Origin of the sequence: Streptomyces sp. NPDC087845 (assembly GCF_044742755.1) — a bacterium.
In the GTDB taxonomy this organism is placed as follows: domain Bacteria; phylum Actinomycetota; class Actinomycetes; order Streptomycetales; family Streptomycetaceae; genus Streptomyces.
The window spans coordinates 246,235-261,053 of the sequence record NZ_JBIUVC010000002.1 but is presented as its reverse complement, the minus strand read 5'-3'; the positions used below and the strand labels follow the sequence as shown (position 1 = coordinate 261,053).

At 72.0% G+C, this 14,819-nt stretch carries 17 protein-coding genes and 1 pseudogene; 5 read left to right on the top strand and 13 right to left on the bottom strand.

The features are described 5' to 3' along the window. Positions 1–282 precede the first annotated feature (282 nt). The 7 genes from ACIOMQ_RS06760 to ACIOMQ_RS06730 form a co-directional block, all read right to left on the bottom strand. Complete coding sequence (locus ACIOMQ_RS06760; RefSeq protein WP_362192915.1) at positions 283–1,050, bottom strand: SDR family oxidoreductase; 768 nt, start codon at positions 1,048–1,050, stop codon at positions 283–285. 273 nt (positions 1,051–1,323) lie between these two features. Further along, a complete protein-coding gene (gene crcB / locus ACIOMQ_RS06755) occupies positions 1,324–1,698 on the bottom strand; it encodes a fluoride efflux transporter CrcB (protein ID WP_362192922.1) in 375 nt (124 codons plus the stop codon). Further along, positions 1,695–2,117: a DUF190 domain-containing protein gene (locus ACIOMQ_RS06750; RefSeq protein WP_401754842.1), complete on the bottom strand. Its 423-nt coding sequence runs from the start codon at positions 2,115–2,117 to the stop codon at positions 1,695–1,697. The genes crcB (ACIOMQ_RS06755) and ACIOMQ_RS06750 overlap by 4 nt, the downstream gene beginning before the upstream one ends. After that, on the bottom strand, positions 2,114–2,524 hold the full coding sequence (crcB, locus tag ACIOMQ_RS06745) for a fluoride efflux transporter CrcB (RefSeq protein ID WP_362192928.1): 411 nt from the start codon (positions 2,522–2,524) through the stop codon (positions 2,114–2,116). Before crcB (ACIOMQ_RS06745) ends, ACIOMQ_RS06750 begins: the two co-directional genes overlap by 4 nt. Before the next feature lie 105 nt (positions 2,525–2,629). Beyond that, complete coding sequence (locus ACIOMQ_RS06740) at positions 2,630–2,773, bottom strand: hypothetical protein (RefSeq protein ID WP_362192931.1); 144 nt, start codon at positions 2,771–2,773, stop codon at positions 2,630–2,632. 119 nt (positions 2,774–2,892) lie between these two features. After that, positions 2,893–3,084 (bottom strand): hypothetical protein, encoded by a 192-nt coding sequence (locus ACIOMQ_RS06735; RefSeq protein ID WP_402188133.1) that lies wholly within the window; start codon positions 3,082–3,084, stop codon positions 2,893–2,895. Continuing rightward, the gene (locus tag ACIOMQ_RS06730) at positions 3,081–3,260 is read right to left on the bottom strand and encodes a hypothetical protein (protein WP_402188131.1); all 180 of its coding nucleotides are present in this window, start codon (positions 3,258–3,260) and stop codon (positions 3,081–3,083) included. The genes ACIOMQ_RS06735 and ACIOMQ_RS06730 overlap by 4 nt, the downstream gene beginning before the upstream one ends. Before the next feature lie 101 nt (positions 3,261–3,361). On the opposite strand from ACIOMQ_RS06730, the gene ACIOMQ_RS06725 reads away from it, so the two are divergent. The 3 genes from ACIOMQ_RS06725 (at position 3,362) to ACIOMQ_RS06715 (ending at position 6,074) form a co-directional block, all read left to right on the top strand. Continuing rightward, positions 3,362–4,198: a helix-turn-helix transcriptional regulator gene (locus tag ACIOMQ_RS06725; RefSeq protein ID WP_362192937.1), complete on the top strand. Its 837-nt coding sequence runs from the start codon at positions 3,362–3,364 to the stop codon at positions 4,196–4,198. Continuing rightward, positions 4,195–4,410 carry a DUF397 domain-containing protein gene (locus tag ACIOMQ_RS06720; protein WP_362192940.1) on the top strand — a complete coding sequence of 72 codons (216 nt, stop codon included), beginning with the start codon at positions 4,195–4,197 and terminating at the stop codon, positions 4,408–4,410. The genes ACIOMQ_RS06725 and ACIOMQ_RS06720 overlap by 4 nt, the downstream gene beginning before the upstream one ends. A 158-nt stretch (positions 4,411–4,568) precedes the next feature. Beyond that, positions 4,569–6,074 carry an alpha/beta hydrolase gene (locus ACIOMQ_RS06715; RefSeq protein ID WP_401262217.1) on the top strand — a complete coding sequence of 502 codons (1,506 nt, stop codon included), beginning with the start codon at positions 4,569–4,571 and terminating at the stop codon, positions 6,072–6,074. Between the two features lie 70 nt (positions 6,075–6,144). Here the strand turns inward: ACIOMQ_RS06715 and ACIOMQ_RS06710 are convergent. Next, positions 6,145–6,771: pseudogene (locus ACIOMQ_RS06710) on the bottom strand (phosphoribosyltransferase); the annotation flags it as partial. 120 nt (positions 6,772–6,891) lie between these two features. Here ACIOMQ_RS06710 and ACIOMQ_RS06705 point away from each other — a divergent pair. After that, on the top strand, positions 6,892–7,755 hold the full coding sequence (locus ACIOMQ_RS06705; protein WP_401262220.1) for an HAD-IIA family hydrolase: 864 nt from the start codon (positions 6,892–6,894) through the stop codon (positions 7,753–7,755). A gap of 26 nt (positions 7,756–7,781) precedes the next feature. Here the strand turns inward: ACIOMQ_RS06705 and ACIOMQ_RS06700 are convergent, their stop codons facing one another. The 5 genes from ACIOMQ_RS06700 to ACIOMQ_RS06680 all read right to left on the bottom strand — a co-directional run bounded on the left by ACIOMQ_RS06700 (position 7,782) and on the right by ACIOMQ_RS06680 (position 13,725). Continuing rightward, positions 7,782–8,579: a VOC family protein gene (locus tag ACIOMQ_RS06700; protein WP_362192949.1), complete on the bottom strand. Its 798-nt coding sequence runs from the start codon at positions 8,577–8,579 to the stop codon at positions 7,782–7,784. Between the two features lie 291 nt (positions 8,580–8,870). After that, complete coding sequence (locus tag ACIOMQ_RS06695) at positions 8,871–9,557, bottom strand: response regulator (RefSeq protein WP_401262222.1); 687 nt, start codon at positions 9,555–9,557, stop codon at positions 8,871–8,873. Next, complete coding sequence (locus tag ACIOMQ_RS06690; RefSeq protein ID WP_362192955.1) at positions 9,554–10,792, bottom strand: histidine kinase; 1,239 nt, start codon at positions 10,790–10,792, stop codon at positions 9,554–9,556. The genes ACIOMQ_RS06695 and ACIOMQ_RS06690 overlap by 4 nt, the downstream gene beginning before the upstream one ends. A 170-nt stretch (positions 10,793–10,962) precedes the next feature. Continuing rightward, complete coding sequence (locus ACIOMQ_RS06685) at positions 10,963–13,224, bottom strand: MMPL family transporter (RefSeq protein ID WP_402188129.1); 2,262 nt, start codon at positions 13,222–13,224, stop codon at positions 10,963–10,965. Between the two features lie 108 nt (positions 13,225–13,332). Then, the gene (locus tag ACIOMQ_RS06680; RefSeq protein WP_402188127.1) at positions 13,333–13,725 is read right to left on the bottom strand and encodes an FAD-dependent oxidoreductase; all 393 of its coding nucleotides are present in this window, start codon (positions 13,723–13,725) and stop codon (positions 13,333–13,335) included. 270 nt (positions 13,726–13,995) lie between these two features. Here ACIOMQ_RS06680 and ACIOMQ_RS06675 point away from each other — a divergent pair, with 270 nt between their 5' ends. Beyond that, positions 13,996–14,706 carry a hypothetical protein gene (locus ACIOMQ_RS06675; RefSeq protein ID WP_362192961.1) on the top strand — a complete coding sequence of 237 codons (711 nt, stop codon included), beginning with the start codon at positions 13,996–13,998 and terminating at the stop codon, positions 14,704–14,706. Positions 14,707–14,819 lie beyond the last annotated feature (113 nt).

Genomic DNA, 14,819 nt, shown 5'->3' with positions numbered 1-14,819 from the left:
CGGCTCGGGCTCGGGCTCGGGCCTCGGCTCGGGCTTCGGCTCGGGCTTCGGCTCGGGCTTCGGCTCGGGCTTCGGCTCGGGCTCGGGCTCGGGCCTCGGCTCGGGCTTCGGCCCGGCTTCGGCTCCGGCTCGGGCCCTGGCTCCGGCCCCGGCCCCGGCTTCGGCTCGGGCTTCGGCCCGGCTTCGGCTCCGGCTCCGGCCCCGGCTCCGGCTTGGGCCCCGGCTCGGGCTCCGGCCCGGCCCCGGGCCAGGCCCCGCCGGAACGTCGCCGCGCCCGCCCCGCTACCGTCCGCCCGCGACCCGCAGGACCGCCCCCGTCACATAGGACGCCTCGCCCGACAGCAGCCACGCGATGGCCGCCGCGATCTCCGGGGCCGCCCCCGGGCGGCGGAGCGGGATGCCGGACGCGGCCGCCGCCGCACGGTCGGGGTCGCCCGCGGCGGCGTGCATCTCGGTGTCGATCATGCCGGGGGCGACCGCGTTGACCCGGATGCCGTCGGGCCCCAGTTCCTTGGAGAGCCCGATCGTCAGGGCGTCCACCGCCGCCTTCGTGGCGGCGTAGTGGACGAAGTCCCCGGGGCTGCCGAGGGTGGCGGCGGCCGAGGAGACGTTGACGATCGCGCCGGACCCGGCGGCCGTCATGTCCTGCGCGGCCCGGCGGCAGCACAGCAGGCAGCCGAGGAGATTCACGTCGAGGACCCGGCGCAGCGTCTCGGCGGAGGTGTCGGCGAGCCGGCCCAGCGGACCCGTCACCCCCGCGTTGTTGACCAGCCCGGTGACCGGGCCGAGCTGTGCGGCAGCGGTGTCGAAGAGCCGTTCCACATCGGCCTCCACGGCGGTGTCCACCCGCACCGTGACACAGCGTGCCCCCGCGGCCCGCACCGCCGCCGCGGTCCGCTCGGCGGCCTCCGCGTCGCTCACGAAGCCCAGGGCGAGGTCATGCCCTTCGGACGCCAGCCGGACACAGGTGGCGGCACCGATGCCGCGACTGCCGCCGGTGACGACGGTGACGGGGCGCGACGAGGAAGGAGCGGTGTTGCCGACTGCCATGGGAGGAACCTCTCGCTCTCGGATCACGCGTGTGCGTCGCATCGTACGGAGAGCGCCTGCCGTTGGAGTGGTGCCCGGCGGGCCGTTGGCGTGGTGCGCGGCGGGAGACCGCGCCCGTGCCTAGGGTCGGCGGCTGACGGACCGCTGTCGGCGTGGAACGGGTTGAATCGCCCGGGACCGGTGGCGGCTCCTCCCCAACGGCGTTCCCCTGCCACCGCCTCGCATCGCGGTGGCAGGGGACGCCGACCGTCCGCGCCCGTACGCCCCTGGCCGCTACGCCCAGAGCGCGTCGGCGAGGGAGACACCGACGAACGCCGCGCCGAGCCCCGCCACCACACTCGCCACGACGTTGGCCGCCGCGTAGAACTTCGCCCCGTCCTCGGCCAGCCGCAGCGTTTCGTAGCTGAAGGTCGAGTACGTGGTGAGCGCCCCGCACAGTCCGGTGCCGAGGAGCAGTTGCAGCGAGGAGGAGGCGGCGCCGGCCGCCACCGCGCCGGTCAGCAGCCCCAGGACCAGCGAACCGCTCACGTTGACGGCGAAGGTGCCCCACGGGAAGACGGTGTCGTGCCGGGACTGCACCGCCCGGTCGGTCAGGTACCGCAGGGGCGCCCCGACCGCCGCCCCGACGATCACCAGCAGCCAGTTCACCGGCGCCGCTCCCGGCCGTCGCGGGTGCCGCCGTCGCGGTCGCTCCCGTCGCCGACGGTGTCGTTCCCGTCGATGTCGCTCCCGTCCGCGTACCGGACGACCTCGCAGGCGTCCAGGACGACCAGACCGCCGTCCGCGACCAGCTCTTCGACGAGCGGCAGGAACGCGCGGATCCGCTCCTCCGCGTCCACGATCACGACCGCCACCGGCAGGTCCTCGCTCAGGGAGAGCAGCCGCTGGGTGTGGATCATCGACCCGGCGCCGAACCCCTCGATCCCCCTGAAGACGCTCGCGCCCGCCAGCCCCGCCCGGTGCGCCCGGTGCACGATCTCCGTGTACACCGGCCGGTGGTGCCACCCGTCGGACTCGCCGACGAGGACCGTCAGGCGCAGCGCCCGTTCCGTCTCCGGGGTCGTCATGGCTGCCTCCAGGCCAGCACGCGGCGGGTCGCCCACACCGCACTCCACACCGCCGCGAGGGCCGCGCACAGTGTCAGTCCCAGATACGCCAGGCCGGTACGGGCCCGGTCGCCCTCGACCAGGCGCTGGATGTCCACCGCGTACGTCGAGAACGTGGTGAAGCCGCCCAGCACCCCCGTGCCGAAGAACGGCCGCACCAGCCGGTGCGCCGCCCACACCTCGCTGATCACCACCATGAACACACCGATCACCGCGCAGCCGACGACATTCACGACCAGCGTCGTCCACGGGAAGCCGCCCGGGGCGGTGGGCCAGATCAGCGCGGCCCCGTAGCGGGCGCACGCTCCGAGCGCGCCGCCGAGCGCGATCACCGCGACGACGGGACCTTGGGGATTCCGGGCTCCCATGCGTACGTGTCTCCTGCCTGCTTCACGCACCAGGCTATCGCCGCGTCCCTCGGCGGGCCCACCGCATCCTCGGCAGGCCCGCCGGCCGCTACGTCGGCGCGTGGCCTACCAGGTCTTGCCCGGAGGCTGCCTGATGGTGACGTTGATGCGGTTGAAGAGGTTCGTCAGACCGATCGAGAGGACCAGGGCCAGCACGGGCGGCAGGGCCTCGGGAAGGATCTCGGCCGGGTTCTGGATGCGTGCCTGCATGATGTCTCTCCCTCGATATCCGCCGATATCCGTCGCGGGCGCGGTGGCGTTCTTGCCGCGCCCTCACTGCACTGACGGACGGCGGAGGGGAAGTGTGACGAGAGCGGCGGCCGGGGACCTCACCGCGTCCGCCGGAGGGAGCTGCGCAGCCCGTTCTCCTCGGTGACCCTGGCCCGGAGCTGCCGTATCGACGTGGAGTCCCCGGCATCGCCGTCCTCACGGGAGCAACACCGCGCGCACTCGCACGGCGGCCAGCGCAGCGGGTCGAACGCGGACAACTCCTCCTCGGACGTAGGGTCTTGATCCCTCATGCCGACCCCCGCTCCGTGCAGTCCGCCGTGTTCTGGTGGCGCCGGAGCAGCACCCGGCAGTCGGTCGCCCCGCTGTAGTCGTACTGATCACTGGCGAGGGCCTCGGCCAACCGGAGCCTCTGGCACTCGGGACAACAGCCTTCTGTTTCACGCCTGTTCTCGGCGAGCACAGACAACTCCTCTCCGTAGTCATTCCACTACTAAGGGAGCTCAGGTTGGCCTAGAGTCGGGAGTGCTTCAACTTGTTGGGCACGAGCGAAAAGTCAGGTGACAGCCGTTGAACCGCAAGGAGTTGGACCCCGAGAGCAGCCCAGAGGCCGCCTTTGGTGCGCGCATCCGCAGATTGCGTGAGGAGCGGGGATGGAAGCAGGAGGAGTTAGCCGATCGGATGGGCTACTCCGGCACGCACATCTCCGCCGTCGAAACTGGTCGCAAGATGCCGACTCTTCGGTTCTCGCGCAACGCGGACCAAGTTTTCGGCACCGGGGAGACGGCAGACACGTTCGAACGCCAGTACCGCGAGATCCGGCACGGTTCGCTGCTGGAGGGGTTCCCGCAGTACGTGGGGCACGAGGGGCGTGCAGTGGAGATCCGGCTGTACGAAATCGGGGTCATCCCCGGGCTGTTGCAGACGTCGGAGTACGCCCGGGTGCTGGCGGACAGCGCCGTGCGGCGAGGGTCGATCGTTTCCGAACAGGCAGCCGAGCGAGTGTCGTTCCTGGCGGAGCGTCAGGCCACGCTGGTGCGGCCCCGCCCTCCCATGATGCTGGTGGTGATGGACGAGAGCTGTATCCGCAGACGGGTTGGCGGGAACGAGGTCATGGGGGCCCAGCTCGACCGGCTGCTGGAGTTCGCCGAGTTGCCGAACACCGTGCTCCAGATCGCCCCGTACGAGATGGGGGAGCGCCGCCCGTTCAATCTCCCGATGAACCTGCTGACGCTGTCGGACCTGTCCGTGATCGCGTACGCGGAATCCCAGATGCGGGGACATCTGGAGCGCGATACGACCTCTGTGCTGCCGCTGTTGACGGCCTACCATCAGCTACAGGCCGAAGCGCTGTCCCAGGCGGCATCGGTGGCCATGATCCGTGAGGCACGAAAGGGCACCCCGTGACGACCACGACCGAATCTCCCCGCTGGTTCAAGTCCTCGTACAGCGACAACGGTGGCAACTGCGTCGAGGTCGCCGCCAACCTCGTCGCCCCGCGCGGCGTGGTCCCCGTCCGCGACTCCAAGGACCTGGGCGGTCCGGTGCTGAGCGTTCCCGCTGCCTCGTTCGCTTCTTTCGTGGCGGGCGTCAAGGCCGGAGAGTTCGGCGCCGTCTGACCTCACCAGGTCCGGCGCATGCGATCCCGAAGTCCCCATCGTGCACCGCGCGGTGGGGACTTCTCGCTGTCTACACCGTGCAGCCGGGGGCTACCTCCACCGCTTTCCGTCGTGCCTCCCGGATGGGCTGAGGGCGTTCGCTCAACAAGGCTTGCGGCATGAGGACTTACAGAAAATCTGCCGCCTTCGCCGCCCTGTCCGTCACCGCCGTCGCCACCGCTCTCACCGGGGCCGCGCCCTCGCAAGCCGTCGCGTCGGCCAACCCCGCCCCCTCGCTCTCCTGGCGGCCCTGTGCCCAGGACGGCGGCCCCGCCGCCCAGGAGTGCGCCGAACTGCCCGTACCGCTGGACTACCGGGACCCGGACGGCCCGCAGCTCTCCCTCGCGGTGACCCGGGTCCGCAGCGACCGCCCGGCCGCCCGGCGCGGGACGCTGATGGTGATCCCGGGTGGTCCGGGCTCCTCCGGGGTGCAGCGGGTGACGCAGAAGGGGGAGCGGTTGCAGCGGGAGACGGAGGGGCGGTACGACATCGTGAGCCTCGACCCGCGCGGGGTCGGCGGCAGCCCGAAGGCGAGCTGCGGGCTCGCCCCGGAGGACCGGGAGATAGTGAACCTGCGGGCCTGGCCCGGCGCCGACGGCTCGATCACCGAGAACGTGACACGCTCCCGGCGTACCGCCGAGGCCTGCGCCCGCAACGGCGGAGCGCTGCTGCGGAGCCTCACCACGGCCAACGAGGTACGGGACATCGACCGCTTCCGGCAGGCGCTCGGCGAGGAGAAGCTGTCGGCCTGGGCGAGCTCGTACGGCACCTATGTGGGCGCCGTGTACGCGCAGAAGTACCCGCAGCATACGGACCGTTGGGTGCTGGACAGCAGCGGCGACCCGGACCCGTCGCGAGTGGCCAAGGGCTGGCTGGCGAACATGGCGGTGGGGGCGGCCGACCGCTTCCCCGACTTCGCGCGCTGGGCCTCGGACCCGGCCAGGGAAGCGGAGGGGCTGCGACTCGCGCAGCGGGCCGAGGACGTGCAGCCGCTGGTGCTGGACCTGGCGGCGCGGCTGGACCGTGAGCCGAGGGAGTCCACCACGCCGGGCGTCCCGCTGACCGGCAACCGGCTGCGCCAGGCGATCCAGCTGGCCCTGTACGACGACGAGGCGTTCGCCGGGCTGGCGGGGCTCGTCCGGGCGGCCGGGGACCCGTCGGTGAAGCCGGTCCTGCCCGACGCGCTGAGCGGGCCGATACCGGACGCGGAGGCGGCCATCACGATCGCCGTGGTCTGCAACGACGTGCGCTGGCAGGGCACGGTCTCCTCGTACGCGCGGGCCGTCGCCGCCGACCGCGTGAAGCACCCGCTGACCGCGGGGATGCCGGTGAACATCACCCCGTGCACCTTCTGGAAGGACGCCCCCGCCGAGCAGCCGACCAGGATCACGGACCAGGGACCGTCCAACGTCCTGATGATCCAGGGCCTGCGCGACCCGGCGACCCCGTACTCCGGCGCCCTGAAGATGCGCGCGGCCTTCGGCGACCGGGCCCGCCTGGTGGCCGTCGACCACGGCGGGCACGGCATGTACCTGGGCCACGGGAACGCCTGCGGCGACCGCGCGGTCACCACGTTCCTGAACACCGGGACCCGGCCGGAGCAGGACGCGTACTGCGCGGACTGACCGTGACCGGGCCGCGACTGGGCAAGCGCTCCGCTCAGTCGCAGCCCGGTGTCACATGTCCGCTGTTCCTGGCCTGTGCCAGCAGGGAGACGACCTCCTCGTCGGACGTCTGGGAGAAGTCCCGGTACCACTCGCCGACCGCGTAGAACAGGCGCGGCACCGACAGGCACACCACCTCGTCCGCGCTCCGGCGCAGCCGCACGACCGCGTCCGGCGGCGCCACCGGAACTGCTGCCACCACCCGCTCCGGGTGCTGGGCCCGTACCACCAGGCAGGCCGCCTCGGCCGTGGCACCGGTCGCGATGCCGTCGTCCACGACGATCACGGTGCGGCCTTCGACCGGCGTCCGCGGCCTGCCCGCGCGGTAGGCCTGCGCCCGCCGTGCGAGTTCCGTCGCCTCGACGTGTTCGATCGCCGCGAGATCCTGCTTGCCGACCCGGAGGTGGCTGACGACGTCCTCGTTGAGGACCCGTACCCCGCCCTCGCCGATGGCGCCGAACGCCACCTCCTCGTGGTGCGGCACACCGAGCTTGCGGACCACGATCACATCGAGGGGAGCACCGAGCACCTGTGCCACCTGGAAGGCCACCGGAACTCCGCCCCGGGGCAGACCGAGCACGACGGGGTTCTCCCGCTCCAGATGACGGAGCGCCTCGGCCAGCTGCTGTCCCGCGTCCGCGCGGTCGGCGAACAGCACGGCGGTTCACCCCCAACCAGGGGAGACAGGGGCCACACGGGCCGTGCGGACCCCACCCGCTTCCCTACCTCGAAACAACCCCAAGTGCGGTGTCCGCGCAACTCGGGCAGGGTCGGTGGCATGGAACGAATCGGAGCGGTCCTGATCGACATCGACGGGGTGCTCACGGTGTCCTGGAAGCCGTTGCCCGGCACCGTGGCGGCCATGGAACGGCTGCGCGAGGCGGGGCTTCCGCTGGCGCTGGTCACCAACACCACGTCCCGCACCCGTGCCTCGATCGCGGGGAAACTGGCCGCCGAGGGCTTCCCCGTCACGGCCGACGACATCCTCACCGCCCCCGCCGTCACCGCCGCCCACCTGCGGCAGCACCACCCCGGCGCCCGTTGCCTGCTGATCAACACGGGCGACATCCGGGAGGACCTGACGGGCGTGACACTCGTCGACGAAGGCGCATACGCGCACGGGGCCGGGGACGGGCCCGGAGAGGGGAACGGGGCCGGGGACGGGCCCGGTCCGGCTCACGGTGACGCGCCGGACGTCGTCGTCATCGGCGGGGCCGGGGACGCCTTCACCTACGCGGCGCTCAACCGCGCCTTCCGCCACGTGCGGCGCGGCGCCCGGCTCGTCGCCATGCACCGGAACATGTACTGGCGCACGGCCACCGGTCTCGACCTCGACACCGGAGCCTTCCTCCTGGGGCTGGAACGGGCCGCCCGCGTCGAGGCGGAGATCACCGGCAAACCCGCCGGGTCGTTCTTCGCCGCAGCCCTGGCACACCTCGGCGCCACCGCGTCGCAGGCCCTGATGGTGGGCGACGACATCGAGTCCGATGTGCTGGCGGCCCAGCGCGCCGGGCTCACCGGTGTACTCGTCAGAACCGGCAAGTACCTCCCCGAGACCCACCGGGCCGCCGACGGCACCCCGGATCACGTGATCGACTCCTTCGCCGATCTGCCGGACCTGCTGGAGCGGCCTGGGACGTGAGGAGTGCGCCGGCCCGCACGGCCGGGTCAGGACACCGGGGACGTCTTCGGCATCTCGCCCCCGGTCGTGTGGACGTCGATCACGGAGAACGCCGCACCCTGCGGGTCCGTCAGTGCGGCGAAGCGGCCGAAAGGCATGGTCATCGGGCCGAACCGCAGGATCGCGCCGCGCTCGGTGGCCTTCGCGACGGCCACGTCGCAGTCCGCGACGGTGAAGTACACATTCATGTACGGCGGCACCTCGGGCGGGAACTCGTCGCCCATCTTCATCCGCCCCATGACCGTCTTGTCGCCGAGGTTGAACATCCTGAAGTCGACGTGGTCGTCCTCCATCTTCACCATGCGGTACGGGAAGACGGCGGAGAAGAAGGCATCGGACTTCTCGGGCTCCCGGGTGAACACCTCGGCCCAGCAGAACGCACCGGGGACGCCCTGGGCCTCGAAGCCCTCATGGGCGCCCGCCTGCCACACGCCGAAGAGGACACCGCTGGGATCGCGGGCGAGCAGCATCGTGCCGAACGCGCCGACCTCCATGGGGTCCATCAGCGTCTCGCCCCCGTTCTCGCGGATCTTCGCGGCGGTGGCGGCGGCATCCGGCGAGGCGAGGTACAGACACCAGGCCGACGGTCCCTCCTGTCCGGGCATCGGGGGCACGACGGCGGCGACCGCCTTGCCGTCGGCATACGCCTGCGTGTAGTCGCCGAACTCGGCCGTGGACTCGCCGAACGTCCAGCCCAGCACGTCACCGTAGAAACGCTTCGCGCCTTCGATGTCGGGGAACATCGCGTCGGCCCAGCACGGTGTGCCCTCCGGGTGTACGGCCATGACGTCGACTCCTTCGTGATCTTCGTGATCTTCGTGCTCGGTGGGTGGTCCGGTTTGTCACGCTAGCCAGCCCACCGGCTCCCCGCGCGCTGGAAGCGCCTCGCTTCCGCGTCTCGATGGGGCACACGGGTGAGCGGGCCGGCCGGTGGACCGGCGACCCGGCCGAGCAGCCGCCCCGTCCCGGCCGTCGGACCGGCCGAGCAGCCGCACCCGTCCCGGCCGTCGGACCGGCCGTCGGACCGGCCCCGACCCGCCCCGACCTGCCCCGATCCGGCCCCCCGGGAGTACCCCTCAGCGCCCGGCGTCCGGCAACGGCGGGTCCACGCGCACCAGGCCCGACTGGTAGGCCATGGCGACCAGTTGGGCCCGGTGCCGGGCTCCCAGCTTGGTCATCGCGCGCCCGACATGGGTGCGTACGGTCAGCGGGCTGACATGCATCCGCTCGGCGATCTCGTCGTTCGACAACCCCTCGGCGGCCTGCGCCATGACCTCGCGCTCGCGGGCGGTCAGGACGTCCAGGGACTCGGGCGCGGCGATCCTGCCCTCCGGGCGGGCGAGGTAGCGGGTGATGAGGGCTCGGGTCGCGGCGGGCGACAGGAGCGTGTCGCCCGCGGCCACCGTGCGGATGGCGTCCAGCAGTTCCCCGGGCCCGACGCCCTTGCCGAGGAAGCCGCTGGCACCCGCGCGCAGGGCCTGGGCCACGTACTCGTCGATCTCGAACGTGGTGAGGATGAGGATGCGGGTCCCCCGCAGCGCCTCGTCCTGGCAGATCTCCCGGGTCGCCGCCAGCCCGTCGAGGCCCGGCATCCGGATGTCCATCACGACCACGTCCGGCGTCGTGGCGCGGGCCAGTTCCACCGCCTCCCGGCCGTCCGCCGCGAGACCGACGACCTCCATGTCGTCGTTCGAGTCGATCAGCAGCCGGAAGGTCCCGGCCAGCAGCGCCTGGTCATCGGCCAGCAGTACCCGGATGGTCACCGCGCCGTCCTCTCGTCGTGGTCCGATCGCCCCGGTGACGATTCGGGTTCCGCTTCAGCCGTCTCCAGCGGAAGCTCCGTGGTCACCTCGAAGCCGCCGCTCGCCCGGTGCCCGGCGGCCAGCCGGCCACCGGCGGACAGCGCCCGTTCCCGCATGCCGATGAGGCCGTACCCCGGCGCCCCCGCCGTCTGCGGCTCGTGCCCGTCGTCGCTGATGGTGAGCGTGAGCAGGCGGCGCGAGTAGCCGAGCCGGACCGAAGCCGTCGCGGAGCCCGCGTGCTTGGTGACATTGGTCAGCGCTTCCTGCACGATCCGGTACGCGGTCAGGTCCGTCCCCGGCGACAGCGGCCGCTCGGTCCCCTCCACCGACACCGAGACGACGAGGCCCGTCTGCTCGAACGAGGCGATCAGCTCCGGGAGCTGGGCCAGGCCGGGGGAGGGCTCCAGGGGGGTCTCCGGATCGCCCTCGCTGCGCAGCAGCCCCACGGTCGCCTTGAGTTCGCGCAGCGCCGAGGAGGTGGTTCCGGCGAGCTGGTCCATCATGTCCTGTGCCTGCTCGGGCCGGCTGCGCAGCAGGTACGCGGCGGTGGCCGCCTGCGCGTGGGCGAGGGCGATGTGGTGCGCGACGATGTCGTGGAGTTCGCGGGCGATCCGGGTCCGTTCCTCGCTGACCCGGCGGCGTGCCTCCTCCTCGCGGGTGCGTTCCGCCAGCTCGGCCCGTGCCTCCACGGCGGCGACATGGTCGCGCCGGCTCCGTAGCGACTCACCGATGGCACCCGCCAGCAGGACGCAGGAGAGGACGCCGATCCGGTCGGGCCGCAGCAACGCGGCGCCGCCCCAGCCGACGGAGATGATGAGGAGAACGAGGGTCGCTCCGGTCGTGTACACCACGGTCGTACGGAGGTCCGTACGCAGGGCCAGGAGATAGAGGGCGACCAGAGCGACGCCGACGAAGCTCGGGCTGGGGTCGGCGCCCATGCGGCCGCTCATGAGGCCCAGGACACCGCCGTACACCGTCGTCACCAGCACCACCGTGCGCGGGTACCTGCGGCGCCCCAGCAGCAGTACGGCGGAGGGCACCAGGGCGGCCAGGGAGAACGCGAGCGTCGGGCCGCGGACGATCCGGGCGCCGGTCATGGTGCTGGAGAAGACCGCGATAGCCCACAGCAGCACGGCCACCGCCACATCGACGGCCCGGGGATGGCGCCGGGCCCACTGCCGCCAGTCGGTGAACATGCAGTCTCTCTTCCTCTTCCTCGGAGTCCGGTTCCGCGGAGTCCGTCCGTCCCACCATGGTCGTCGACTCGCCCCTCGTACCCGCGCGGGGCGGCCGGAGGCCCGTCCGTCATGCCGCACGACGGACGGGCCCCCGGACACTTCGCGTCACTTCACTTCACCGATCGCGCTCATACGCGTACGGGATCGGGATCGGGTTCGGCCACCGGTGCGGCCGCGGGCCCGCCGTGGGTCAGCTTCTCGCCCTCGACGTCCACCTGGGGCACGGCCTTCTCCAGCCACCGGGGCAGCCACCACGCCCGGTGGCCGAGCAGGGCGAGAACGGCCGGGACGATCGTCATCCGGACGACGAACGCGTCGAAGAAGACGGCCGAGGCGAGGCCCAGGCCCATCATCTTGATCATCGACTCGTTCATCCCGATGAACCCGGCGAACACCGCGATCATGATCACGGCCGCCGCGACGACCACCCGCGCGCTGTGCCGGAAGCCGGCGACGATCGCCTCGCCGGGCCGCTCCCCGTGGACGTACGCCTCCCGCATCCGGGTCACCAGGAAGACCTCGTAGTCCATGGCCAGGCCGAAGACCACACCGATCAGGAAGATCGGCGTGATGCTCATCACCGGCCCGGTCTGCTCGACGCCGAGGACATCGGCGAGCCAGCCCCACTGGAAGACCGCGACGATCACTCCGAAGGACGCCGTCACCGACAGCAGGAAGCCGAGCGCCGCCTTGAGCGGCACGAGCAGCGAGCGGAAGACGATCATCAGGAGCAGGAAGGCCAGGCCGACGACGAGCGTCAGGTAGGGGGCCAGTGCGTCGTCGAGCTTCTGCGAGACGTCGACGTTCACCGCGGTCGTGCCGGTGACGAGCATCGTCGCACCGGTCTCGGACTTCAGGCCGCCTGCCTCGTCACGGATGGTGTGGACGAGGTCCGTGGTGTCCGAGGAGCTCGGTCCGGTGGCGGGCACGGCGGTGAGCACCGCGGTGTCACCGGCCTTGTTGAAGGCGGGGGGCGTCACGGCGACGACGCCGTCGGTGGCGGAGAGCTGCTTCGCAGCCTGTGCCGCGGCGGCCTTCGGGTCGTCCGACCCCTTGGCGTCGACGACGACCGTGAGCGGTCCGTTGAAGCCGGGGCCGAAGCCGTCGGCCAGGGCGTCGTAGGCACGGCGCTGGGTGGTCGAGGTGGGCTTCGACTCGTCGCCCGGCATGCCGAGCTGGAGATCGAGCGCCGGTACGGAGATCAGGCCGAGGCCGAGGACGCCGAGCACGAGGACCGCGAGCGGCCGGCGGATCACGAAGCGGGCCCAGCGGGTGCCCATGTTGGGCTTGGCGCTCCCGGCGCTCCCGGCGCTCCCGGCGGCCCCGGACACCGCGCCGCCCCTCGCGCGCTGCCGGCCCCTGGCACCGCTCCCGGCCCGGCGCTCGGTGCGCGACAGGACGGCCTTCTGGAAGAAGCCGAGCAGCGCGGGCAGCAGGGTGATCGCGACGAGGACGGCGATCACGACGGTGCCCGCCGCGGCGAGGCCCATCTTGGTGAGGACGGGAATGCCGACCACGGACAGGCCCGCCAGGGCGATGACCACGGTGAGGCCGGCGAAGACGACGGCGGAACCCGCTGTTCCCACGGCCCGTGCGACGGCTTCCTCGGCACTGTGGCCGTCCGCGCGTTCCGTCCGGTAGCGCGAGACGATGAACAGGGCGTAGTCGATGCCGACCGCGAGCCCCAGCATCAGGGCGAGCGTGGTGGTCGTCGTGGACATCCCGAGGGCGACGATCGAGGCCACGCCCACGCCGATGCCGACGATCGCGGTGAGCAGCGGGAGGCCCGCCGCGGCGAGCGACCCGAAGGTGATGAGCAGGACGACCGCGGCGGCGGCGACGCCGACGAGTTCGGTCGTGCCGCCGAGCTCCCCGTCCGGCACCAGGGCCGAGCCGCCGAGCTCCACGGTCAGGCCCGCGTCGCGCCCCTCCTTCGCGGCGTCCTCCAGCGCCTTGGTCGTGGCGTCGGTGAGGTCGATGCTCTGTACGTCGTACGAGATGGTGGAGTACGCGGTCGTGCCGTCCTTGCTGACGGCCCCGGCCATGTCGAACGGGTTGAGAGCGCCCTTGACCTGCGAACCGCTCGCCACGTTCGCGACGATCTTCTCGACGGCCGCCTTGTTCGCCGCCGCCGTCACCTTCTGGCCCTTGGGGCCGACGAAGACGATGCGGGCGTCGGCGGTGTTGGAGTTGCCGCCGGGGAAGCGCTGATCCAGCAGGTCGAACGCCTTCTGCGACTCCGTTCCGGGCATCGAGAACCCGTCCTCGGCGGCGGTCGGCGCCTTGGCCGCGGCGAACGCGCAGGCGGCCAGGATCACCACCCAGAGCAGGGCGACGAGTCGGCGTCTCCGGAAGGAAAAGCGGCCTAGCCGGTAGAGGAAGGTAGCCACGAAGAGGCGCTCCAGTCTGTCTGGATCGGGCAACGGGTCGGCGGCGCGGATGCCGCGCTCCGGCCGTGCCTGGGCCGCGCCGGTCCACGGCGGGGCCGGAGGAATGCCTCAATCCTTCGTGAACAGGGGCGTCATCGTCGTCGTCCGCCTGCATGGAGTCGTACGTACTACCGCTGCCGTAGGCGACGGGCCCGGCGTACCGCCCGGACAGGACGGCCGGGGTGCGTCGCGCCCTCCTCGGGGCCGACCTCCGCCGCCGGGGTCAGACCCTGCGGACGCGGGAAGCGGGGGCACGATCGCTCCGGAGCGTACGAGCACCTGCCGCAGGCCGGCCATGGGCACGCCGACGACGTCGCTGCCCCGGTCCGCCGACAGGGCCGCGAGCGCACCGGCCGTCTGGCCCGCCGCCATGGCCGTGGCCCGCACCCGCAACGCGGAGTCGGCCAGCCGTTCGGAGCCGACGCAGCGCCTGCGCCTTTGCGGGAGAACCGTCCCGGGCACGGGTCCGGACCCCGGCACGGCCGGCGGGTTGTCACCGGGGCCGGGTGCTGCGGCTGCCGGAGTTGCTGGATCTCCCGCAGCGTCCCGGCGACTCGCACGGTCCCGTACATGCCCCTTGAGCTGGGGTCGGTGCAATTCAACGCCGTTTTTTGGAACCGAAGTTGCTGAGACAGAACCCGGACATGCACAGGATCATTTCAGGATCGACTCGGCCCTAGTGTCATCGGTGTCAGCAGGAAACACCGCAACCGACAGCCGCTGGAGATCACGATGCGCTCGCGTCTCGCCGCCCGTTCCGCCCGTCTCGTCCTGGCCGCCGCGGCCGTGACGGCCCTCGCCGCCACCACCACCGCCTGCGACCCCGAGGACGTCGCGGACGCCGGCAGCTCCACGGCCCCCTCCGCCGTCGCCTCCGCCAACAGCGGCGGGAGCGACAACTCCTCCAGCGGCAGCCCCTCCACCAGCGGTTCCACCGCCGGTGGCTCCAACTCCGGCGGCTCCTCCGCCGGCGGCTCCAAGTCCGGCGGCTCCAGCGACAAGGCCGACTCCGGCGACGGCAAGAAGGGCGGCTACGGGCAGTCCTGCGGCACCAACGACCTGGACTTCACGGTCACCTCGGAGTCCCAGGCCGGCGGCTACTACCTCGTCACCGCCAAGGCCAAGTCCGGCATCACCTGCTACCTGGAGGTCAACACCCCCAGCGTGTCCTTCGGCTCCGGCGCCGACGGCGTCGCCTCCCCCGTCGGACAGGGTGGCGAAGACCCCATCAAGCTCACCGGCTCCGCCGTCGCATACACCGGTATCAACCCCAAGACCACCAACAGCGATGCCGGCAAGGAGTTCGAGAACGTCATCATCGCCACCACCGAGGACGACCCCAACCCCGCCGAACTCAAGCTCCCCGACCCCGCCAACGTCGACAAGCCCATCGTCACCAACTGGGCCACCAACCGCGCCGAGGCCGTCCCCGTCATCGCCTGACACCTCCACCTCGCCGTAGAGGCTTCGCCGCAGTGAATCCGGCGGCGGTATTTACTGCGACGCCACCTCGACGGGCCATCGGCGCAGGAAAGGCAGAAACGGTTCCCGCGGCG